The organism is Streptomyces sp. CB02400 (assembly GCF_001905725.1).
Taxonomy (GTDB): Bacteria; Actinomycetota; Actinomycetes; order Streptomycetales; family Streptomycetaceae; genus Streptomyces; species Streptomyces atrovirens.
Window position 1 is genome coordinate 1 of the sequence record NZ_LIWB01000021.1, and the last position, 22094, is coordinate 22094.

17 protein-coding genes are annotated in these 22094 nt (G+C 69.0%); 8 read left to right on the forward strand and 9 right to left on the reverse strand.

Annotated elements, in window-relative coordinates; genetic code table 11:
- Positions 1-202: 202 nt before the first annotated feature.
- The 3 genes from AMK33_RS34315 to thyX form a co-directional block, all read right to left on the reverse strand.
- The gene (locus tag AMK33_RS34315) at positions 203-1888 is read right to left on the reverse strand and encodes a ribonuclease J (protein ID WP_073936927.1); all 1686 of its coding nucleotides are present in this window, start codon (positions 1886-1888) and stop codon (positions 203-205) included.
- Between the two features lie 153 nt (positions 1889-2041).
- Positions 2042-2944, reverse strand: a complete 903-nt coding sequence (dapA, locus tag AMK33_RS34320; RefSeq protein WP_073936928.1) for a 4-hydroxy-tetrahydrodipicolinate synthase — start codon at positions 2942-2944, stop codon at positions 2042-2044.
- 210 nt (positions 2945-3154) lie between these two features.
- On the reverse strand, positions 3155-3895 hold the full coding sequence (thyX, locus tag AMK33_RS34325; RefSeq protein ID WP_073936929.1) for an FAD-dependent thymidylate synthase: 741 nt from the start codon (positions 3893-3895) through the stop codon (positions 3155-3157).
- Between the two features lie 200 nt (positions 3896-4095).
- On the opposite strand from thyX, the gene AMK33_RS34330 reads away from it, so the two are divergent.
- A complete protein-coding gene (locus AMK33_RS34330) occupies positions 4096-4335 on the forward strand; it encodes a hypothetical protein (protein ID WP_073936930.1) in 240 nt (79 codons plus the stop codon).
- A gap of 114 nt (positions 4336-4449) precedes the next feature.
- Entirely contained in the window at positions 4450-5007 is a 558-nt protein-coding gene (locus AMK33_RS34335; RefSeq protein WP_073936931.1) for a hypothetical protein, read from the forward strand.
- 41 nt (positions 5008-5048) lie between these two features.
- On the opposite strand, the gene AMK33_RS34340 is transcribed toward AMK33_RS34335, so the two are convergent.
- The 5 genes from AMK33_RS34340 to rpsO all read right to left on the reverse strand — a co-directional run bounded on the left by AMK33_RS34340 (position 5049) and on the right by rpsO (position 10468).
- Entirely contained in the window at positions 5049-5492 is a 444-nt protein-coding gene (locus tag AMK33_RS34340) for a hypothetical protein (RefSeq protein ID WP_073936932.1), read from the reverse strand.
- Between the two features lie 15 nt (positions 5493-5507).
- The gene (gene dapB, locus AMK33_RS34345) at positions 5508-6260 is read right to left on the reverse strand and encodes a 4-hydroxy-tetrahydrodipicolinate reductase (protein ID WP_073936933.1); all 753 of its coding nucleotides are present in this window, start codon (positions 6258-6260) and stop codon (positions 5508-5510) included.
- 26 nt (positions 6261-6286) lie between these two features.
- On the reverse strand, positions 6287-7666 hold the full coding sequence (locus AMK33_RS34350) for a M16 family metallopeptidase (RefSeq protein ID WP_073936934.1): 1380 nt from the start codon (positions 7664-7666) through the stop codon (positions 6287-6289).
- Positions 7663-9888, reverse strand: coding sequence for a polyribonucleotide nucleotidyltransferase (locus tag AMK33_RS34355; RefSeq protein ID WP_073936935.1), 2226 nt, complete (start codon positions 9886-9888; stop codon positions 7663-7665). The genes AMK33_RS34350 and AMK33_RS34355 overlap by 4 nt, the downstream gene beginning before the upstream one ends.
- 292 nt (positions 9889-10180) lie before the next feature.
- Positions 10181-10468, reverse strand: a complete 288-nt coding sequence (rpsO, locus tag AMK33_RS34360; protein WP_004924725.1) for a 30S ribosomal protein S15 — start codon at positions 10466-10468, stop codon at positions 10181-10183.
- Positions 10469-10736: 268 nt separating this feature from the next.
- On the opposite strand from rpsO, the gene AMK33_RS34365 reads away from it, so the two are divergent.
- A complete protein-coding gene (locus AMK33_RS34365; protein ID WP_055570621.1) occupies positions 10737-11018 on the forward strand; it encodes a DUF397 domain-containing protein in 282 nt (93 codons plus the stop codon).
- Positions 11019-11076: 58 nt separating this feature from the next.
- Here the strand turns inward: AMK33_RS34365 and eccD are convergent, their stop codons facing one another.
- Positions 11077-12591 (reverse strand): type VII secretion integral membrane protein EccD, encoded by a 1515-nt coding sequence (gene eccD / locus AMK33_RS34370; protein WP_073936936.1) that lies wholly within the window; start codon positions 12589-12591, stop codon positions 11077-11079.
- A gap of 318 nt (positions 12592-12909) precedes the next feature.
- Here eccD and eccCa point away from each other — a divergent pair, with 318 nt between their 5' ends.
- The 5 genes from eccCa to AMK33_RS34395 all read left to right on the forward strand — a co-directional run bounded on the left by eccCa (position 12910) and on the right by AMK33_RS34395 (position 21810).
- Entirely contained in the window at positions 12910-16887 is a 3978-nt protein-coding gene (gene eccCa, locus AMK33_RS34375) for a type VII secretion protein EccCa (RefSeq protein ID WP_073936937.1), read from the forward strand.
- A gap of 122 nt (positions 16888-17009) precedes the next feature.
- Positions 17010-17777 (forward strand): hypothetical protein, encoded by a 768-nt coding sequence (locus tag AMK33_RS34380; protein WP_073936938.1) that lies wholly within the window; start codon positions 17010-17012, stop codon positions 17775-17777.
- Positions 17778-17922: 145 nt separating this feature from the next.
- Entirely contained in the window at positions 17923-18366 is a 444-nt protein-coding gene (locus AMK33_RS34385; RefSeq protein ID WP_383459830.1) for a hypothetical protein, read from the forward strand.
- Positions 18367-18439: 73 nt separating this feature from the next.
- Positions 18440-20689 carry a DUF6571 family protein gene (locus tag AMK33_RS34390; protein WP_079195077.1) on the forward strand — a complete coding sequence of 750 codons (2250 nt, stop codon included), beginning with the start codon at positions 18440-18442 and terminating at the stop codon, positions 20687-20689.
- 314 nt (positions 20690-21003) lie between these two features.
- Positions 21004-21810: a hypothetical protein gene (locus AMK33_RS34395; RefSeq protein WP_143203889.1), complete on the forward strand. Its 807-nt coding sequence runs from the start codon at positions 21004-21006 to the stop codon at positions 21808-21810.
- The last annotated feature ends 284 nt before the right edge of the window (positions 21811-22094 follow it).

Here is a 22094-nt window from a genome sequence, read left to right on the forward strand (position 1 = left end):
TTCGCGTTTCCCTTTCCGGCGGCTCCGACTTTATCAGAGATTCTGAGTCGGATTTCCCCTCCCCTGCCGGGCAGCGGTTCCGACGCACGAGGTGGTCGGGTGCCCGATCCGGAGGAGTCGTAAACGTACTGGAGCGGGGCGCCCCGATGCAAATCGAGGCGCCCCGCTCCCGGTTCGCTCGTCCGTGCGGTCCGGCGGACCGTCAGACTTCCACCACCACGGGCAGGATCATCGGCCGGCGCCGGTAGGTGTCGGAGACCCACTTGCCCAGCGTGCGGCGGATGAGCTGCTGCATCTGGTGGGGTTCGACGACGCCGTCCTGGGCCGAGCGCTCCAGGGTCTCCGTGATCTTCGGGATCACCTCGCCGAAGGCGGAGTCCTCGATGCCGGAGCCGCGGGCCTGGACATGGGGACCGCCCGTGATCTTGCCGGTGGACGAGTCCATGACGACGAAGACCGAGATGATGCCCTCGTCACCGAGGATCTTGCGGTCCTTGAGCGCAGGCTCGCCGACGTCACCGACGGAGAGGCCGTCGACGTAGACGTATCCCGCTTGGACCTTGCCGGAGATCTTGGCCTTGCCCTCGACGAGGTCGACGGCGACGCCGTCCTCGGCGATGACGATGCGGTCGTGCGGGACGCCGGTCAGGGCGCCCAGTTCGGCGTTGGCGCGCAGGTGGCGCCATTCGCCGTGGACCGGCATCAGGTTCTTCGGACGGCAGATGTTGTAGAAGTACAGCAGCTCGCCGGCCGAGGCGTGGCCCGAGACGTGGACCTTGGCGTTGCCCTTGTGGACGACGTTGGCGCCCCAGCGGGTCAGGCCGTTGATCACGCGGTAGACCGCGTTCTCGTTGCCGGGGATGAGCGACGACGCCAGGATCACCGTGTCGCCGTCGACGATGCGGATCTGGTGGTCGCGGTTGGCCATGCGGGACAGGGCGGCCATCGGTTCGCCCTGGGAGCCCGTGCAGACCAGGACGACTTCGCTGTCCGGCAGGTCGTCCAGTGTCTTGACGTCCACGACCAGGCCCGGCGGGACCTTGAGGTAGCCGAGGTCGCGGGCGATGCCCATGTTGCGGACCATGGAGCGGCCGACGAAGGCGACCCGGCGGCCGTACTCGTGTGCCGCGTCCAGGATCTGCTGGATGCGGTGGACGTGGCTGGCGAAGCTGGCCACGATGATCCGCTTGCGGGCACCGGCGAAGACCTGGCGCAGGACGTTGGAGATGTCGCGCTCGGGCGGGACGAAGCCCGGGACCTCCGCGTTCGTGGAGTCGGCGAGCAGAAGGTCGATGCCTTCCTCGCTGAGCCTGGCGAACGCGTGTAGATCCGTGAGGCGGTTGTCCAGCGGGAGCTGGTCCATCTTGAAGTCGCCGGTGTGGACCGCCATGCCGGCGGGCGTGCGGATGGCCACGGCGAGCGCGTCGGGGATGGAGTGGTTGACGGCGATGAACTCGCAGTCGAAGGGGCCGATGCGCTCGCGCTGTCCTTCCGCCACCTGGAGGGTGTACGGGCGGATGCGGTGCTCCTGGAGCTTCGCCTCGATGAGGGCGAGGGTGAGCTTGGAGCCGATCAGCGGGATGTCCGGCTTCTCGCGCAGGAGGAAGGGGACGCCGCCGATGTGGTCCTCGTGGCCGTGCGTGAGGACGATGCCCTCGATGTCGTCGAGGCGGTCCCGGATGGACGAGAAGTCCGGCAGGATCAGGTCGATTCCGGGCTGCTCCTCCTCGGGGAAGAGGACTCCGCAGTCGACGATCAGCAGGCGGCCTCCGTACTCGAAGACCGTCATGTTCCGGCCGATCTCGCCGAGACCGCCGAGCGGGGTGACGCGCAGGCCGCCTTCGGGGAGCTGCGGGGGCGGGCCGAGTTCAGGATGCGGATGACTCAAAAGACTCTCCTCAAACACGCGCGCCACGTACCGGTGGGGCACGTGGCGCGCATGACGTTCGTGCAGAAGCAGTTGTCGTGTGGGGCGCGGGCACCGGTGGCCCGCTTATTCAGTTGTGAAGTCCGTCTGCGCGAGCGGTCGCGCGAAGTCTGGTTACTGGAGTTGTACCCCGCCGGCGGCAAGATCGATCTTGAGCTGCTCGATCTCTTCCGGAGTGCACTCGGCCATGGGGGCGCGCAGGGGTCCGGCGGGGAGGCCCTTGAGGGCGAGCGCCGCCTTGGTGGTCATCACGCCCTGGGTGCGGAACATGCCCGTGTAGACGGGGAGCAGCTTCTGGTGGATCTCGGTGGCCTTCTGGACGTCTCCGGAGGTGTACGCCTCGACCAGGGCGCGCAGCTCGGGGGTGACGAGGTGGCCGACGACCGAGACGAAGCCGACCGCTCCGATGGAGAGCAGGGGCAGGTTCAGCATGTCGTCGCCGGAGTACCAGGCGAGGCCGGAGCGGGCGATGGCCCAGCCGGCGCGGCCGAGGTCGCCCTTGGCGTCCTTGTTGGCGACGATGCGCGGGTGCTCGGCGAGGCGGACGATCGTCTCCGTGCCGATCGGGACGCCGCTGCGGCCGGGGATGTCGTAGAGCATGACCGGCAGCCCGGTGGCGTCGGCGACGGCCGTGAAGTGCCGGTAGAGGCCCTCCTGCGGGGGCTTGTTGTAGTACGGGGTGACCACCAGGAGGCCGTGCGCGCCGGCGCGTTCCGCGGCGCGGGCCAGTTCGATGCTGTGGTGGGTGTCGTTGGTGCCGACTCCGGCCACGACCTGGGCGCGGTCGCCGACCGCCGCCACTACGGCCCGTACGAGATCCGATTTCTCCGCGTCGCTGGTGGTGGGGGACTCGCCGGTGGTGCCGTTGATGATCAGGCCGTCGTTGCCTGCGTCCACCAGGTGGGTGGCGAGCCGCTGTGCGCCGTCGAGGTCGAGTGCGCCGTCCGCCGTGAAGGGCGTGACCATGGCGGTGAGGACCCGCCCGAAGGGGGTCTGCGGAGTGGAGGTCGGAGCCATGGGTTACACGCTACTCGTTGCTCAGGTCGGGGTCTTCCCTCGGGGGAGGCGACAGGGTGGGACAAAAGGGGGACCCGGCACTGCCTGCTCGGGGGTTCAGGCAGTACCGGGCCCGTTTGATCAGGCTAGATGAACTTCACGAAATGCCGCAATACGGACACTTCGCGAGGTTGAACCGTACATGTGTGCTCGCGGGCTTGAGCTGCGGTTCTATGGGGCCACGCGCCCGTTGGCGTTGAAGGCGGCGTACGTGAGCGGCATGAGACGGGCCCATTCGGCCTCCATCTTCTCGCCGACCATCTCGATCTCCCGCTGCGGGAAGGACGGGACCTTCGCCAGCTCGTGCTGGGTGCGCAGGCCGAGGAAGTGCATCAGCGAGCGGGCGTTGCAGGTGGCGTACATCGAGGAGTACAGGCCGACGGGGAGCACCGCGCGGGCGACCTCGCGGGCGACGCCGGCGGCGAGCATCTCCTGGTACGCCTCGTACGCCTGCCGGTAGGAGTCCTCCATGGCGCGGCCGACGAGCTCCTGCTGGGCCGGGGTGCCCTCGACGAAGCGGTACTTGCCGGGGCGGCCCTCCTGGATCAGCTTGCGGGACTCGTCCGGGACGTAGAAGACCGGCTGGAGCTCCCGGTAGCGGCCCGATTCCTCGTTGTACGACCAGCCCACGCGGTGCCGCATGAACTCGCGGAAGACGAAGATCGGGGCGCTGATGAAGAAGGTCATCGAGTTGTGCTCGAAGGGGCTGCCGTGCCGGTCCCGCATCAGGTAGTTGATCAGGCCCTTGGAGCGCTCGGGGTCCTTGTCCAGCTCGGCCAGGGACTGCTCGCCGATGGTCGAGACGCGGGCGGCGAACAGCACGTCGGCGTCGGACGCGGTGTGCTTGACCAGCTCGACGGTCACGTCGCTGCGGAAGTCGGGCTTGAGGTCGTCGGCGGGGGTGTCGGTCACGGCGCGGGGGATCCTTCCATCACGTCTCTCGGGCGGCGCCCACTCTACGGCGCGGCACCGACAACGGGGTCTTCGGCGCCGGGAGGCGACATACGGCGGTGAACTTCTGCGAATTCGGTGAAAGTGGGCACCTCTCGGGGCCGTCGTTCGTCTGTGTCGGTGACAGTGATTCGTTCGATCCCGAAGGAGACGTACCCCTGATGTTCGGTCGGCGCGAACCCGTACCGTTCGCCTTTGTCGCCGAGGCCGACAGGTTCCGCAGCAATGTCACCCCACCGCCCCGTGAGCGGGCCTCCGTCGGCCAGCTGGCCGGGCGCTGGCTGCTGGGGCTCACCCTCGTGGCCGGGCTGGTGGGCTCCCTGGTCATCGGGATGCCGGCGATGTCCTCCGATCCCTCGGGGTCGGGGACACAGCAGTCACAGGCGACCGAGGGGCGCTGAGCCGCCCCGGTCGTGGCCACCGGCTCCATCCGGACCCCCGAGGGTGGTGACCGGCGGCACGGATCGATAGCCTCACCGGGCACTGCTGACGCATGGATCGAGTGAGGACCCGTCGTGCCCCTGCCCTTCCTGACGGCCGACCGCGCTTTCGACACGGCGGACGATGTCGCCCTGCCGTACGACGACCGGGACCGCTGGCGGCGCCCGTACCGTCCCGGGCCGTGGCGGGTGGGGGCGGCGGCGCTCCTGCTGCTGCTCGCGTCGTTCGTGCTGTTCGCGGCGGTGATCATCGCGGCGACGGCGACGCCGGCGTCCGCCGGGACGGTCTTCGCCATCGCACTGGTCGGCGTCGCCGGCGCTCTGCGGCTGCTGCGCATGGGCGTGTGGGTGAGTTCCCGGGGGGTGCGCCACGTGGCCTTCGTGAGCACGCGTACGACGTCCTGGGAGCAGGTCGTCTCCGCGCGCACGGTGCAGCAGCCGGTGCGCTGGCTGGGGCTGCCCCGGACGGTGCAGGGGCAGGCGCTGATCCTCGCCCGGCGGGGGCGTTCGGCGGAGTCGACGGCGCCGCTGCTGACCTCGCACAACGCGGACTTCCTCGGGCGGGACCAGTTGGCCTTCGACCGGGCGGCCGACACCGTGGAGGCGTGGGCCGCCGAGTACCGGCGCGACTGAGCGGCCCCGGGTCCGGGGCTCCGGGCTCCGGGCCCGCACGCTCAGTGAGAGGTCTTGTGCAGGGCGATCGCCCGCTGCATCGCCTTGCGGGCGCGGGGGGTGTCCCGGGCGTCGTGGTAGGCGACGGCGAGCCGGAACCAGCTTCGCCAGTCGTCGGGGGCGTCCTCCGTCTCGGCCTTGCGGCGGGCGAAGACCTCGTCGGCCGAGCCGCGGTCGACCCGGCCGCTGGGCAGCCGCTTCAGCTCGTCGACGGGCAGGCCGCCCTCGGCGTCGAGCAGGGCGGCGAGCCGGTTGGCGTCGCGGACGAACTCGGTGTTCTTCCACAGGAACCAGACACCGATGACCGGCAGGATCAGCACCGCCACGCCGAAGGTGACGGTGAGGGGCGTGCCGGCCTTGATGAGCAGCACGCCACGGCTGCCGACCAGGACGAAGTAGACGACCAGGACGGCGGCCGTGATGGCGTAGGAGATCTTCGCGCGCATGGGGTCGGCTCGGGCTCAGTTCAGGTCGAGGAAGTGTTCCAGGCCGAAGGTCAGGCCGGGAGTGGTCACCACGCGGCGGGCGCCGAGCAGGATGCCGGGCATGAAGCTGCTGTGGTGCAGGGAGTCGTGGCGGACGGTGAGGGTCTCGCCCTCGCCGCCGAGCAGGACCTCCTGGTGGGCGAGGAGCCCGCGCAGCCGGATCGCGTGCACCGGGACGCCGTCGACGTCCGCGCCGCGGGCGCCGTCGAGGGCGGTGGTGGTGGCGTCCGGGGCGGGCGCGCTGCCCGCCCGGCGGCGGGCCTCGGCGATGAGCTGGGCGGTGCGCGTGGCGGTGCCGCTGGGGGCGTCCACCTTGTTCGGGTGGTGCAGCTCGACGACCTCGACGGACTCGAAGTAGGGGGCGGCGATCTGCGCGAACTTCATGGTGAGGACGGCGCCGATGGAGAAGTTCGGCGCGATGAGCACGCCCGTCTCCGGGGACTGCTCCAGCCAGCCCCCGAGCTGCGTGAGGCGGTCGTCGGTCCAGCCGGTGGTGCCGACGACGGCGTGGATGCCGTGGCGCACGCAGAAGTCGAGGTTTCCCATGACCGAGGCGGGGGTGGTCAGCTCCACGGCGACCTGGGCGCCGTTCTCGGCGAGGGTCTCCAGCTTGTCGCCCCGGCCGAGGGCGGCCACCAGCTCCATGTCGTCGGCGGCCTCGATGGCCCGTACCGCCTCGGAACCGATCCGGCCCTTGGCACCGAGGACCGCCACGCGCAGCTTGCTCATGTTCCTTGTTTCCTTACCGGGATGGGTCAGGCGACGGCGTCGTGCAGGCGGGACGCCTGCTTGTCCTTGAGCGGGCCGATGACCGACAGGGAGGGCCGCCGTCCCAGGACGTCGCGGGCGACCGAGCGGACGTCGTCCGGGGTCACCGAGGCTATCCGGGCCAGCATGTCGTCGACCGACATCTGCTCGCCCCAGCACAGTTCGCTCTTGCCGATACGGTTCATCAGCGCGCCGGTGTCCTCGAGGCCGAGGACGGTGGAGCCCCGAAGCTGGCCGATGGCACGCTCGATCTCGTCGTCGGGGAGTCCGTGCTCGGCGACGTGGTCGAGTTCGTCGCGGCAGATCTTCAGCACGTCGTGCACCTGGGAGGGCCTGCAGCCCGCGTACACGCCGAACAGGCCGCAGTCGGCGAAGCCGGACGTGTACGAGTACACGCTGTAGGCCAGTCCGCGCTTCTCCCGGACCTCCTGGAAGAGGCGGGACGACATGCCGCCGCCGAGGGCGGTGTTCAGCACGCCCAGGGCCCAGCGCCGCTCGTCGGTGCGGGACAGGCCCGGCATGCCGAGGACGATGTGCGCCTGTTCCGTCTTGCGGCCGATGAGCTCGACCCGGCCGGCGGTGCGCAGCGCGCGCGAGCCGCCGCGCGGGGCGATCGGATCGGCGTCGGCGTTCTTGAGGGCGCCGGCCTTCTCGAAGGCGGCGCGGACCTGGCGTACGACCTTGTTGTGGTCGATGTTGCCGGCGCAGGCGACCACGAGGTGGGTCGGGTCGTAGTGCTTCTTGTAGAAGCGGCGGATGCGGTCGGCGGTGAGGGCGTTGACCGTGTCGACCGTGCCGAGGACGGGGCGGCCGAGGGGGTTGTCGCCGAACATGGTGTGCGCGAACAGGTCGTGCACGCAGTCGCCCGGGTCGTCCTCGGTCATCGCGATCTCTTCGAGGATGGCGCCGCGTTCGACGTCGACGTCCTCCTCCTGGATCAGCGAGCCGGTCAGCATGTCGCACACCACGTCGATGGCGAGCGGCAGGTCGGTGTCGAGCACGCGCGCGTAGTAGCACGTGTACTCCTTGGCCGTGAACGCGTTCATCTCGCCGCCGACGGCGTCGATGGCGGAGGAGATGTCCAGGGCGGACCGGCGGGAGGTGCCCTTGAAGAGCAGGTGCTCCAGGTAGTGGGTGGCGCCGTTCAGGGCCGGGGTCTCGTCGCGGGAGCCGACGTGGGCCCAGATGCCGAAGGTCGCCGAGCGGACCGAGGGCAGCGTCTCGGTGACGATGCGCAGACCGCCGGGGAGGGTGGTCCTGCGGACCGTACCGATGCCGTTCTCGCCCTTGATCAGGGTTTGGGTACGGGCGACGGCCCGCGCCTCCGAGGAGGTGCGGGCCGTCGCCTTGGCGCTACGGGACGTCACTTGTCGGCGTCGTCCTTCTTGTCGTTGTCGGAGGCGCCCTCTTCACCCTCGATCACGGGGATCAGGGAGAGCTTGCCGCGGGAGTCGATCTCGGCGATCTCGACCTGGACCTTCTGGCCCACACCGAGGACGTCCTCGACGTTCTCCACGCGCTTGCCGCCGGCCAGCTTGCGGATCTGCGAGATGTGCAGCAGACCGTCCTTGCCGGGCAGCAGGGAGACGAAGGCGCCGAACGTCGTCGTCTTCACGACCGTACCCAGGTAGCGCTCGCCGACCTCGGGCATCGTCGGGTTGGCGATGCCGTTGATGGTCGTACGGGCGGCCTCGGCGGAGGGGCCGTCGGCGGCGCCGATGTAGATGGTGCCGTCGTCCTCGATGGTGATCTCGGCGCCGGTGTCCTCCTGGATCTGGTTGATCATCTTGCCCTTGGGGCCGATGACCTCGCCGATCTTGTCGACCGGGATCTTCACGGTGATGATCCGCGGCGCGTTCGGGGACATCTCGTCCGGCGTGTCGATCGCTTCCATCATCACGTCGAGGATGTGGAGGCGGGCGTCACGGGCCTGCTTGAGGGCCGCGGCCAGGACGGAGGCCGGGATGCCGTCCAGCTTGGTGTCGAGCTGGAGGGCGGTCACGAACTCCTTGGTGCCGGCGACCTTGAAGTCCATGTCGCCGAAGGCGTCCTCCGCACCGAGGATGTCGGTGAGGGTGACGTAGTGCGTCTCGCCCTCGATCTCCTGGGAGATCAGGCCCATGGCGATACCGGCGACCGGGGCCTTCAGCGGCACACCGGCGTTCAGCAGCGACATGGTGGAGGCGCAGACCGAGCCCATGGACGTCGAGCCGTTGGAGCCGAGGGCCTCGGACACCTGGCGGATCGCGTAGGGGAACTCCTCGCGCGTCGGCAGCACCGGCACGAGCGCGCGCTCGGCGAGGGCGCCGTGGCCGATCTCGCGGCGCTTGGGGGAGCCGACGCGGCCGGTCTCACCGGTGGAGTACGGCGGGAAGTTGTAGTTGTGCATGTAGCGCTTGCGGGTCACCGGGGAGAGGGTGTCCAGCTGCTGCTCCATACGGAGCATGTTGAGGGTGGTGACACCCAGGATCTGGGTCTCGCCACGCTCGAACAGCGCCGAGCCGTGCACGCGCGGGATGGCCTCGACCTCGGCGGCCAGGGTGCGGATGTCGGTGACACCGCGGCCGTCGATGCGCTTCTTCTCCTTGATGACGCGCTCACGGACCAGGGACTTGGTCAGCGAGCGGTACGCGGCGGAGATCTCCTTCTCGCGGCCCTCGAACTCCGGCAGGAGCTTCTCGGCGGCGAGCGCCTTGACGCGGTCCAGCTCGGCCTCGCGCTCCTGCTTGCCGGCGATGGTCAGCGCGGAGGCCAGCTCCGGCTTGACGGCGCCGGTGAGCGCCTCGAGGACGTCGTCCTGGTAGTCCAGGAAGATCGGGAACTCGCCGGTCGGCTTGGCGGCCTTGGCGGCGAGGTCGGCCTGGGCCCGGCAGAGCACCTTGATGAAGGGCTTCGCGGCCTCCAGACCAGCGGCGACGACCTCCTCGGTCGGCGCCTCGGCGCCGCCCTCGACCAGCTTGATGGTCTTCTCGGTGGCCTCGGCCTCGACCATCATGATCGCGACGTCGCCGTCCTCCAGGGTGCGGCCCGCGACGACCATGTCGAAGACGGCGTCCTCGAGCTCGGAGTGCGTCGGGAACGCCACCCACTGGCCGTTGATCAGCGCGACGCGGACGCCGCCGATCGGGCCGGAGAAGGGCAGACCGGCCAGCTGCGTGGACGCGGAGGCGGCGTTGATCGCCACGACGTCGTACAGGTGGTCGGGGTTGAGCGCCATGATCGTGGCGACGACCTGGATCTCGTTGCGCAGGCCCTTCTTGAAGGACGGGCGCAGCGGGCGGTCGATGAGGCGGCAGGTGAGGATGGCGTCCTCGGAGGGCCGGCCCTCGCGGCGGAAGAAGGAACCGGGGATGCGGCCCGCGGCGTACATCCGCTCCTCGACGTCCACCGTGAGGGGGAAGAAGTCGAGCTGGTCCTTGGGGTTCTTGGAGGCGGTGGTGGCCGACAGCACCATGGTGTCGTCGTCCAGGTAGGCCACGGCGGAGCCGGCGGCCTGGCGGGCCAGGCGGCCCGTCTCGAAGCGGATGGTGCGGGTGCCGAAGGAGCCGTTGTCGATGACGGCCTCGGCGTAGTGGGTCTCGTTCTCCACTAGCGTTTTCTCCGTTACTTTGTCGTCTTTACGTCCCGCCTCGCCCGTGTGGCGGAGGGGACGGGGGCGGAGAAGCGCTCCGCTGGTGCGGGCCGGTCTTCGATCGAAGCTCCCGGGGTTCACTCTCCCGGGGGCCACTACCGAGGACCGGCGGCGGCGAGGTGCGCTTCTCCTCGTGCGTCGTTCGTACCTATTGCGTTGTGCTACCACACTACAAAGGTGCGGTGACAGTCCGCACGTACAGCAAAGGGAGCGGTCCCCTTTCCCCGGGAACCGCTCCCTTCACGACGTCTTACTTGGCGCCCGCCGCACCGCGGCGGATGCCCAGGCGGTCGACCAGCGCACGGAAGCGCTGGATGTCCTTCTTGGCGAGGTACTGCAGCAGCCGGCGGCGCTGACCGACCAGGATGAGCAGACCACGGCGGGAGTGGTGGTCGTGCTTGTGGGTCTTGAGGTGCTCCGTCAGGTCGGAGATCCGACGGGAGAGCAGAGCGACCTGGACCTCGGGGGAGCCGGTGTCACCCTCCTTGGTACCGAACTCGGAGATGATCTGCTTCTTCACTGCGGCGTCGAGCGACACGCGTACTCCTCATAGTCTGTGAGTGGCCACCGAGCGCCCCCGGTCTTCGTCTCGGGGGGTCTTCCATGACTCGGAAGGCGGGGATCCGCTGGGCGCGGCCTCCAGGGCGAGCTCGCTCCGGGGGTGCGTACACAAACGGCCGTCACTCAGCGTACCAGGCTGTAGCGGGGGCCTTTCCCCCGGTCCGCCGAACCGGCCGGACGGGACGTCGCAGGCCACTAGGGTGAGCGCTCGGACAGTTCGTACGTCGGGAAGGGGTCGCTGCGGCATGGCGGAGACGGCTGAGGAGATCAAGGCACGCAAGGAGCGGGAGAAGGACGAGCTCTACGCCCTCGACATCTCCGGCGTCGAGTGGCACGGCGCGCCGGGCACCGAGGAGCACGAGGAGCGGGTCGAGATCGCGTATCTGCCCGGCGGTGCCGTGGCCATGCGGTCCTCGCTCGACCCGGACACGGTGCTGCGGTACACGGAGGCGGAGTGGCGGGCCTTCGTGCTGGGGGCGCGGGACGGGGAGTTCGACCTGGAGCCGGCGGGTCCCGAGGCGGAGTGACCGTCGTGCGCGTCCGGGAGGGTACACGAGCGTGTGGTGCCCTCCCGGGCGCCGCGCGTCAACCGGTCATCGACCGCACCGACTCGTACACGTCGAAGACGGCGAGTGCCAGCGGTACCAGCGTCAGCAGGACGAAGCCCTCGGCGATCTCCAGGAAGCGGCCCCAGAAGGGCGTGAGTCCGCTGCGCGAGGCCATCAGCCCGATGGCGGTGATCAGCGCGGCTGCCACCGCGATGGCGGCGACCAGCCAGACCGTGCGGATGTCGAGATCGGTGCGGTCCCCCGCCAGCGCGTCACGGACCAAGGCGTTCGGCGGGTTGAGCGCCAGTCCGAGGCCGAGCGCGACCAAGGATCCGAGACCGGCGACCAGGACGGTGGCGACCTGCGCGGTGTAGCGGAACAGCTGTGCGCGCATCAGCAGGGCGATGCCGGTGGCCAGGGCCAGCAGCTGCGCCCAGAGACCGGCGGAGAAGCCGAGCACCAGGGCCGCGCCGACCGCGACCAGCGAACAACCGCCGACCAGGCCGACGAGGAGTTCGTGGCCGCGCCGGGCCTGGGCCTCGACCCGTCCGGCGTCCACCGGCTCATGCGGTTCGGGGTCGGCGGTGTACACGCTGCGCGGGGCGGTGTCCGGTGCCTCGAAGCCGACGGGCAGACGGGCGAAACGCATGGACATGCCCGGCAGGAAGGCCAGGGCGCCGATGGCGACGGGTGTGCACAGGGCGGCGATCTCGGCCGGGGTCCAGTTCCTCAGGAGCGCCACGAAAGTGATGGTCAGGGCGAGGCCCGAGGCGACCGAGAAGGCGACGAACGGGCCGTCGCCCCGCGGGGAGCACAGGGTGAGGATCACCGAGGCCACCAGCACCGCCGCACAGGCGAGCAGGAACTGGAGTTTCCCGATGCCCTGCCCTTCGGAGAGGGACAACAGGCCGGAGCCCGCCACGCCCACGTTCGGGAGCGCTCCGAGGCCCAGCGCGACGGCCGAGGCCCGGTCGTCGTAGACGCGGGCGCGGACACAGGCGAGAACGACGAGAAGCACTCCGGCGACGCCCGCGAGGATGCCGGGGAGGCTGTGCATGTCGTGCCGCGGGTCGGCGGTCCAGGCGACGAAGGCGAGCAGGGCGGGCAGCAAGCCGCCGCCGACGAGGCCCGCCGCTCGCGTGAGGTCGTCGCGCCACAGGGAGCGGTCCCGGGTCACTGCGGAGGCGACCGCTTCGGAGACGTCGTCGAAGACGGCCGGCGGCAGCGATTCGGAGAAGGGGCGGAGGGCGAGGAGCTCGCCGTCGAGAATGCGCTGCGCCGCGAAGGACCGGGAACTGTCGAGGACGGTGCCGTCGCGGCGGACGAGGTGGTAGCCGACCGGGGCGCCCTCGGCGGCGGTCTGCCGGGAGAGCCGGAGGATCTCGGGGTAGACGTCGGCGACGGGCACGTCGTCCGGGAGCGCCACGTCGATCCGGCTGTCGGGGGCGACGATCGTGACCCGGCAGAAGCCGAGCCCCGCCACCGTCCCGGAAGGAGTCCCCCGGCCCGGTCCGCCCGTGCCGGTGGCCGCCGTGGAGGCCGTCGTGCTCACCTGCTGCTCCCCCTCAATACTGCTTCCGTGTCCGCGATGTGAAGACCCTGCGGCCTCCTCCTCCGAAACGTCCGTCACAGGACCTGCGGCAGGACGGCGGAGCAAGGCCATCCGACCGGGACCGGCGCTCCGCATTGCGCCACATCGCGTGGAATGCCCCGTATCCGGCCGGGTCCGCGTGTGCTCACACGGGCCATCCGGCACCCTACCGTCCGGCGGTACACGGTGCGATCAGTAGGATCACGCGGCGGCCCTCGTCCGCCTGACACGGGGTGGCGGACGGCAAACCCGGCGGGTCGGCAAGGGAATTGGTGAGCAGTGAGCCAGATCGTCGTGAAGCGCCCGCCGCGGGCACTGCCGCCGGGGGTGCCCGGGGGCGAGGTGGTGGTGCAGCCGCCGCCCGAACTGCCGCGGAACCAGCACGAAAGCGTGCTGATGCAGTTGCTGCCCACGCTCGGCATGGGCGGCTCGGTCGTCTTCTTCTTCACCAGCGGGCAGCCGTTCATGCGGATCATGGGCATGGTGATGATCGCGTCGACGATCGCCATGACGATCGCCATGGTGGTCCGCTTCCGCCGCGGTTCCCAGGGCCAGCTCGCCGATCTGCGCCGTGACTACCTGGGTTACCTGTCGCAGACCCGTCGGATCGTCCAGGAGACGGCGAAAACGCAGCGTGACGCCCAGTACTACCTCCACCCCTCTCCCGAGCAGTTGTGGGCGCTGGTCGCCGAGGGCAGCCGGGTGTGGGAACGGAGGCCGGGCGACGAGGACTTCGCCCAGGTGCGCATCGGCCTCGGCCCGCAGCCCCTGGCCACCCCTCTGGTCGCCCCTGAGACGGGCCCGGTCGATCAGCTGGAGCCGCTCACGGCGGGCGCGATGCAGCGGTTCGTCTCGGTCCACAGCACCCTGGACGATCTGCCCATGGCGGTCTCCCTGCGCGCCTTCTACCACGTCACGCTCGGCGGTGAACCGGAGTCCGTACGGTCCTCCGTGCGGGCGCTGACGGGTTCGCTCGCCTCTCTGCACTCCCCCGAGGACCTGATCGTCGCGGTCGTGGCGGGCCGGGAGGAGCTGGCGCACTGGGAGTGGGCCAAGTGGCTGCCGCACGTACAGTTGTCCGGCGTCGCGGACGGTGCCGGCTCCCGCCGGCTGATCGGCGGTGATCCCCGTGAGGTGGAGGACCTACTGGCCCCGCGGCTGACCGGACGTCCCCGCTTCCACCCGAACGCCGCGCCCGAGCCGGACGTCCCGCACCTCGTCGTCGTCCTCGACGGCGTGTCCTTGCCGCCGGACTCCATGCTGGCGAGTCCCGAGGGCCTGCAGGGCGTGACGGTCGTCGAGGTCGTCGAGGGGGAGACGGCCGGTCTCCGCGGCGACCTCGCCGTCGTCGTGGGACCGCGTTCGCTGCGTCTGGAGTCGGCGCACGGCGCCGTCTACGAAGGGACGCCCGACGTCCTGTCGTACGAGTCCGCGGAGGCGCTGGCCCGCCAGCTGGCGCCGCTGCGGATGGCCTCGGGCGGAGACGACGACGAACCGTTGCTGGCGAACCTGGAGTTCACGGATCTGCTGAACCTGGGCGACGCCGCCTCCGTCGACACCCGGCGCACCTGGCGGCCTCGGTCGCAGGCGGAACGGCTGCGGGTGCCGATCGGGGTCGGTGAGGACGGCCGGCCGGTGATGCTCGACATCAAGGAGGCGGCCCAGGAGGGCATGGGCCCGCACGGCCTGTGCGTCGGTGCCACCGGGTCCGGCAAGTCGGAGCTGCTGCGCACCCTGGTGCTGGGCCTCGCGGTCACCCACTCCTCCGAGACCCTGAACTTCGTCCTGGCGGACTTCAAGGGCGGCGCCACCTTCGCGGGTATGGCGCAGATGCCGCACGTTGCGGCGGTCATCACCAACCTGGCGGACGACCTGACTCTCGTCGACCGCATGGGCGACTCCATCCGCGGGGAACTCAACCGCCGTCAGGAGATGCTGCGCGACGCGGGCAACTACGCCAACATCCACGACTACGAGAAGGCACGCGCGGCGGGTGCACCGCTCCAGCCCATCCCCTCCCTGCTGCTGGTCATCGACGAGTTCAGCGAACTGCTGACGGCGAAGCCCGACTTCATCGACATGTTCGTGCAGATCGGCCGGATCGGCCGGTCGCTGGGCGTGCACCTCCTGCTGGCCTCGCAGCGGCTGGAGGAGGGACGGCTGCGCGGCCTGGAGACCTACCTGTCGTACCGCATCGGCCTGCGCACTTTCTCCGCCGCCGAGTCGCGGGCGGCGCTGGGCGTGCCGGACGCGTACGAGCTGCCGAACGTGCCGGGTTCGGGGTTCCTCAAGTTCGGCACGGACGAGATGGTGCGGTTCAAGGCGGCGTACGTGTCGGGCGTCTACCGTTCCGGAGGGCGGCGGGACACGTCCGTGGGCGGCCCGCTGCCGGTGGACCGGCGGCCGGTGCTGTTCACGGCGGCGGAGGTGCCGGTGCGGTACGTGCCGGTGCCCCGCCAGGGCACGAGCCCGGCCGGCGGCCCCGACGAGGTGGACGACGCGCTGGCGGACACCGTGCTCGACGTCGTCGTACGCCGGCTGGAGGCCCAGGGTCCGGCGGCCCACCAGGTGTGGCTGCCCCCGCTGGACAGTCCGCCGTCGCTGGACGGGCTGCTGCCGGGCCTCACCGCCGTCGAGGGCCGGGGCCTCACCCAGCCCGGCTACGAGGGTGCCGGACGGCTGGTGGTTCCGGTCGGCCTCGTCGACAAACCGTACGAGCAGCGTCGTGACCCGCTGTGGGTGGACTTCTCGGGCGCGGCGGGGCACATGCAGATCCTCGGCGGTCCGCAGTCCGGCAAGTCGACGCTGCTGCGTTCGCTGATCTGCTCCTTCGCGCTCACTCACACACCGCACGAAGTGCAGTTCTACGGGCTGGACTTCGGTGGTGGCGGCATGGCGGCGGTGGCCGGGCTGCCGCATGTCGGCGGCATCGCCTCCCGGCTGGATCCGGAGAAGGTGCGGCGCACGGTGGCGGAGGTCTACGGTGTCCTGACCCGCCGCGAGGAGTACTTCCGGGCGTCGGGCATCTCCTCCATCGCCGAGTTCCGGACCCGGCGTGCCCGTGGCGACATCTCGGTCACCGACCAGCCGTGGGGCGACGTCTTCCTGGTCATCGACGGCTGGGCCAACTTCCGTGCCGACTACGAGGCCCTCGACCAGGTGGTCACCGACATCGCCGCCCGCGGCCTCGGCTACGGCATCCACCTGGTCCTCTCGGCCTCCCGTTCGATGGAGGTACGGTCCGCGCTCAAGGACAACCTGCTGAACCGGCTGGAGCTGCGGCTGGGTGACACCATGGACTCCGAGCTGGACCGGAAGGTGGCCGCGAACGTCCCCACCGGTGTGCCCGGCCGCGGTCTGTCGCCGCAGAAGCTGCACTTCATGGCGGCGGTGCCGCGCATCGACGGCCTGACCTCCGACACCGACCTGGCGGACGCCACCTCCGCGCTGGCGGCCGAGGTGTCCCGGCACTGGCAGTCACCGGGTGCCCCCGAGGTACGTCTGCTGCCGCGCGAGTTCCCGGCGGAGCAGCTGCCTGCGGGTGACCGTTTCCCGCGGCGCGGTGTCGCCTTCGCGCTCGACGAGAACAACCTCGAGCCTGTTTTCGTCGACTTCGACCAGGATCCGTTCTTCCTGGTCTTCGGTGAGAGCGAGTCCGGCAAGTCGAACCTGCTGCGTCTGCTGATCAAGCAGCTGACCGCGCGTTACCCGGGCGACGAGTGCAAGCTGTTCGTCGTGGACAACCGGCGCTCCCTGCTGGGTGTCACCCCGGACACCCACCTCGCCGAGTACATCCCGATGTCCAACGACATGGACCACCACATGGCGGCCCTGGCCGACCTGATGAAGCGGCGCACTCCCACCGCCGACGTGACCGCCCAGCAGCTGCGGGACCGGAGCTGGTGGCGGGGCCCGACGGTGTACGTGGTCATCGACGACTACGACCTCGTCGCCACGTCGAGCGGCAACCCGCTGAGCGGCCTGACCGAGTTGCTGCCGTTCGCCCGGGACGTGGGCGTGCGCTTCGTCATCGCGCGCTCCACGGCGGGCGCGAGCCGCGCCTCGTACGAGTCGTTCATGCAGCGCATCAAGGAACTGGGCGCCCAGGGCGTCGTCCTGGCGGGCGACCCGACCGAGGGGGACGTCCTGGGCGGGGTCCGGCCGCGGCCGATGCCTCCGGGGCGGGGCGTGTTCGTCTCCCGGCGACGGGGGCGGCCGTTGGTCCAGACGGGACTCTTGGCGGAGGAGGAACTGTGACGGCCGGGGACGGTACGCGTACGGGGCCGAAGGACGGTACGACGTTCGCCGTCCGGGCCCTCCGTCACGGGAGAGGCCACAGTGACGACCAGGCCCGACGACTCAAGGAAGTGTTTCCGCCGATGAGCGACACCCCTCTGTCACGCACGGACACGGGATCGACGCGCGCCCGTGCAGTGCGGCGTGCGTCTGTCCTCACGGCACTGCTCGCCACGACCGTACTGGCCTGCGGCACTGCTTCCGACAAGGACGAGGACGAGCACAGCACGTCCCCCTCCCCCACGGCGACCAGCGGTGCTGCACTCGGGGGGACTTCCGCCGACGCCCGTATCGAGCAAGTGAACGAGACCATGCGGAAGACACCCTTCAGCGGCATCGGCACGACCACCGCCTTCGACGAAGGGCTGCAGGAGATCCGGTGGAACCCTTCCCAGGGCCTGCACATCAAGCTCGTCGGGATCGGGGGAGATATGTACTGCAAGGACGGCGTCACCTATACGAGTGCGGATCTGCTGGCCAAGAGCCTGGGGTCCAAGGGCGTACAGATCACCGTTCCCGACCGGCTCGACGACACCTATGTGACCACGGAGAGCGGACAGGGGTGCGAAGCCTACTTCGCCGTACCGCCCGGCACATTCGCTCCCGACAAGGACACCGAGATCGAGGGAGTGCCGGCCCGGGCCGTCACCGCGGCATCGGGGTCCACTTCGGACGTCTACTACATCAGCGAAGAGGACCCTGCTCGTCTGCTGAAGACGGAGTCGACGCGCGACGGGCGCGAGAGCCACACGACGTACGCCGACTTCGGCAAGGAGGCCGGCATCGTCCTTCCGAAGGCCGACCAGGTCATGACCATGGAGGAGTTCCGTGAGGAGGTCGACGCGGGCTGATGCCTCCCCTGTGCGGGCCGTCGCTGAGCCGCACGTACGCCGCGACGAGCGGAAGCCGGCAGGCGGCGCCCCGGTGATCCGCTGGAAACGGCCGGGTTGTTAGCCTGGCCGGTGCACGCCAATCGAGTGGACGGGGGCGGAAGACGTGGCGAACGAGCCGCAGGGGAACGGTGGTGAGGTCGGGCAGTCGGTCGGTATGCGGCTGAACCAGTACCCGGCCGATCCGGGGGGTTCGCCGGGGCCCGTGGGCGGCGGCCCGAAGGACCTGGCGTCCAGCCCCGCGCAGAAGAAGGCCGCGGCGCGGGCCATCGAGGAGCACCTCGAGCCCGACACCCGCAAGGCCGGCGACTGGGCCGACGAGGAGACCGGCGCCGCGGTCAAGGCGTTCGCCGCGAAGGACGGCCACGGGTGGGTCACCTCGACGGCGCTGAAGAAGGCGCACAAGACCTGGGGCGAGCAGGTGCAGAACCTGATGAACCGCCTGGGATCCGAGAAGGAAGCCCTGCGCAGCACCAACATCCTGTTCCAGAACACCGACTTCGGCATCGGGCTGGGCATCCGCAAGTCGTCCAGTCTGGACGGTTTCTGATCCGTCCGCTGCCGTCTTCGACCGTTCACGTCAACGCGCATCACGGGGACCCATGCCGACGTACCACGAGATCATGACGACCGACCTGGCCACGCTCACCACGGCAGCCGACGCCTGGGACCACATGGCCAAGGAGTTCGGCAAGCAGGAGAAGGCCTACAAGCGGGACGTGCACGGCATCTCCATGGGCCCCTCCTGGCAGGGACTGAGCGCGGACGCCGCCAACCGCCGCTTCGACACCACCCTCACCGAATACCAGAACGCCCAGACCGAGGCGAAAGCCATCGCCTCCCTCCTGCGCGACGCACACACCCAGTTCACCGACCTGCGGAGCAAACTCAAAACCGCCCGCCAGGAAGCCGTCGACGCCGGCATGAAGGTGTCCGACCAAGGCCGGGTCTCCTACGACACACAACTCCTGGACCAAGGCACCCGCAACGCCTACCACCACGACCCCGACTACCAGGAAAGCGTCCGCAAGAGCGTCCGCTCCTGGCAGGACCGCATCGACCAGCTCGTCAAGGACACCACCGACGCCGACAAGGGCGTCGAGATCGCCTTCAACGCCGTCGTCGTCGACTCGAACCTCCAGGACGGCACGTTCAACGGCTTCAACGGCCAGGCCAAGGGCGACATCGAGAAGTACGAGGCCGAGAACGCCGAGGACATCGCCACCCGGCTCGCGGGAGGCGAGAAGGTCTCCGCGACCGAACTCGCCGAACTCGACCGCGCCTTCCGCGACAACGCCAAGAGTAAAGAGTTCTCTCAAACCCTTCTCAACGGTCTGGGCGCTTCGGGGACCATGGAGCTCACCAACCGACTCAGCACGCTCAGCCACGACGGAAAGAACAAGGGAACATTCGCCGGTCTCCAGGAGGGCTTGGCCAACTCCCTGGCGACGGCAACGAAGAACCCCGACTCCGCTTTCTACAAGAAGTTCCGCACCGACATGCAGCGGGTCGGTGTCCAGGAATTCGATCTCGACGTCGCCTCTCAGAAGATTTCGGTCGGTGTCGGGCACGGCCAACAAGTACGTGGCTACCAGAGCCTGGTCACTCTGATGCAGGAAGGGAACGGATACTCCGGGCAGTTCCTCAAAGACCTGGCCACCGACATCCGAGCTGCCGAAGACAAGAAGCAAGGAGGGAACCCGGACATATGGGATCTCACTGGCCGCTTCAGCGGAAAGGAAGACGGCTGGTTCGCGAACGATCCGCTCGACGGCGTGCTGGGCATCATGGCCAAGGACCCTGAAACGGCCACCAGTTACCTCGATCCCGGCCCCGGCGGAAAGAACGACAATCTCTCCTACCTGCTCACGGAGCGGGACTGGGACCATGTCGACACCACTCGCTGGCAGGGCAAGGTCCAGGTGACGGGTGACGACACTTTCGACCAGGACGTACGAGCAGGACTGGGGCTCGCCCTGGCGGCAGGCGCCACGGGCAACGTGGCGGGTGCCGAAGGAACCGAGTTCGGTCGTCACACGGCCGCGCAGGCCCGTGTCATGCACGAGACGGTCAACCTTCTGGATTACGGACACGTTGACGGCACGTTTGGCGAGGACAAGAAGGAGCCGCGCACCGGGAAGGCCGACGAGTTGCTGGCCGGTGACGAGTACGCCTCCTTGCGCGCCCCCCTCTCCCAGGCACTTGCCGACTACTCACCGGATGTCGTGGAGACCATCAACGGCGACGCCCCGGGCGGTCGCGCCGGCAAGGCGGACGCCTACGAGAATGGCGACGAGTCTCAGATTCAGAACAGCCGCAGCAGCTTGATACGCATGATGCGTGGCGTATCGGAGGCAGACGACATCCAAAACTTCGAGCGCATTTATCATGCACAACAGGGTTACATGTCCGAGCAACTGATGGACAAGGATTTCCCGAACGCCACCGCCGCCTTGAACGAGGCCCGCAAGTACGGCGAAGTCACTGGTGCCCTTAACGCCGTCGGCGGTGACGTAAAGATGGACGTGCACGACGACAAGATTTCCGAGGCAACCGATACACGGTTCTACGGCTACCACATCGGTGGCGGCATGATCACCAACATCCCGATAGTAGGAGACATGTCTCAACGCCTGGTGGACATCTCTCTCAATAACTGGCTGGCGGGAGTACAGGCAGAAGAGGGTTCCTTGGCCAAGGAGGAGCTGAACCGGAGCAACGACGTAGCGCAAGACAACATCGACCGCTACTTCGACAGGTGGAGCGAGGAACGGAACCTGGCCCCAGAGATTGCTGAGGACGCCGCCGGCGAGGCCCAGCAGAGCTATGTTTCCGGACGGCAGACCGCGTACGAAGCTCTGCGATCCCGCTGAGACCAGGCCCGAGACAAGGAACCGATACACACATGTCCCCCAGCCCACGCAGGAAGAAGTCACTGCTCATCACTGCGGGAACGCTACTTTCCGTCACTGCTCTTGTTTCTACGTACATATGGCAGAACACGAATGTGCTGGGGTCGGCATCATTCTGCGACCAGCGGGTGGAATCCAGGGAGGCACAGAGTGCCCTGAATTCCTCGGGCCGGGTCTCGGAAGGGCGCGTACAAAGCGCCCCCGGCGAGCCGGAATTCACGTGCGTAATCGAGCGCACCAGTCGCTTCCTCGGGAACACGGACCAGCAAGTCACCTTGACGACCGCGAACGAGGACGGGACCTTTCCGTACACCACTCATGTGTGGAAGAACCCCGGCGCACGTTCCTACTTCAAGGGCGAAACGACCGGAGCCGTGGCCCCTACCGGAGGGTACGTCGTCCTGCCGAAGTCGTGCTGGGGCAAGGTGGGCAACATCCGGGGAACTCGCGTCATCCCACCCGACGGCAACGGCGTGTCCGCCGTCGAAGCCACCATGACGAAGGGCCAGGCCGAGCCAGAAGGACTGGCACTCCTCCTGGCTCGCGCCGCCCGGAGAGTTGCCGCGGACGCCGGGTGCGCCACCCCGGCTCTGGAAAAGTCACCAGAGCTCGCCGCACCCGACGGTGTGCGTACAACGGATGCCGGAAAGGTGTGCGGACTGCCGGGCTTCTCCTTGCCCGACGACGCCGTGCTCACCGGTGTCGCCGAACCCGATCAGGAGCAGATCAGCAAAGGCGCGAAGGACGTGTGGGCATGTGATCTGACCCTGTCCGGCAGTGCCGGGGCCACCGTCTCCTTCACGGCGACCTCTGACCAGAACATGGTCGACGCAGCCCTTCAGGACACTCACGGTTTCCGCGAGCTGCCGAACGGTCATGGTATCGCCGCCATCGACCAAGCCGTTCTGCACTGCGCTGAGGGTGACGTGTTCCTCGCCGCTCACTGGAACCGGGAGTACGCCAGTGCCCTTTCGGACGAACACGATCGGGTCTCGAAGGTCCGCGGAGAGACGTTCGACAACTTCGTCGCCTCTGCGGCCGGTCTGTATTCTTGCCCTGACGTCACGCTTACGGAACGCTGAGATGACGGACAAGAACAGCCGGGCGACGGAGAGTTCATCATTCCTCCTGGGCCGAGCACCGAGCACCGAGCACCGAGCACATCAGGATCACAGGAAGCCTCGAGCGCGGCGAACTCTCCTCCAGTGAGTACGGCCGTTGGTCCAAGCCCGGCCAGGACGTCGTTCTTCTCCGGTGGTGCCACCGGTGGCGTGGGCCGGATCACGGTTGAATACTGCTGCCGGAGGCCCGCATTTCGATCGACGAGCCCACGATCGTCGAGGGATATGACCCGGAGGGCAGGGAC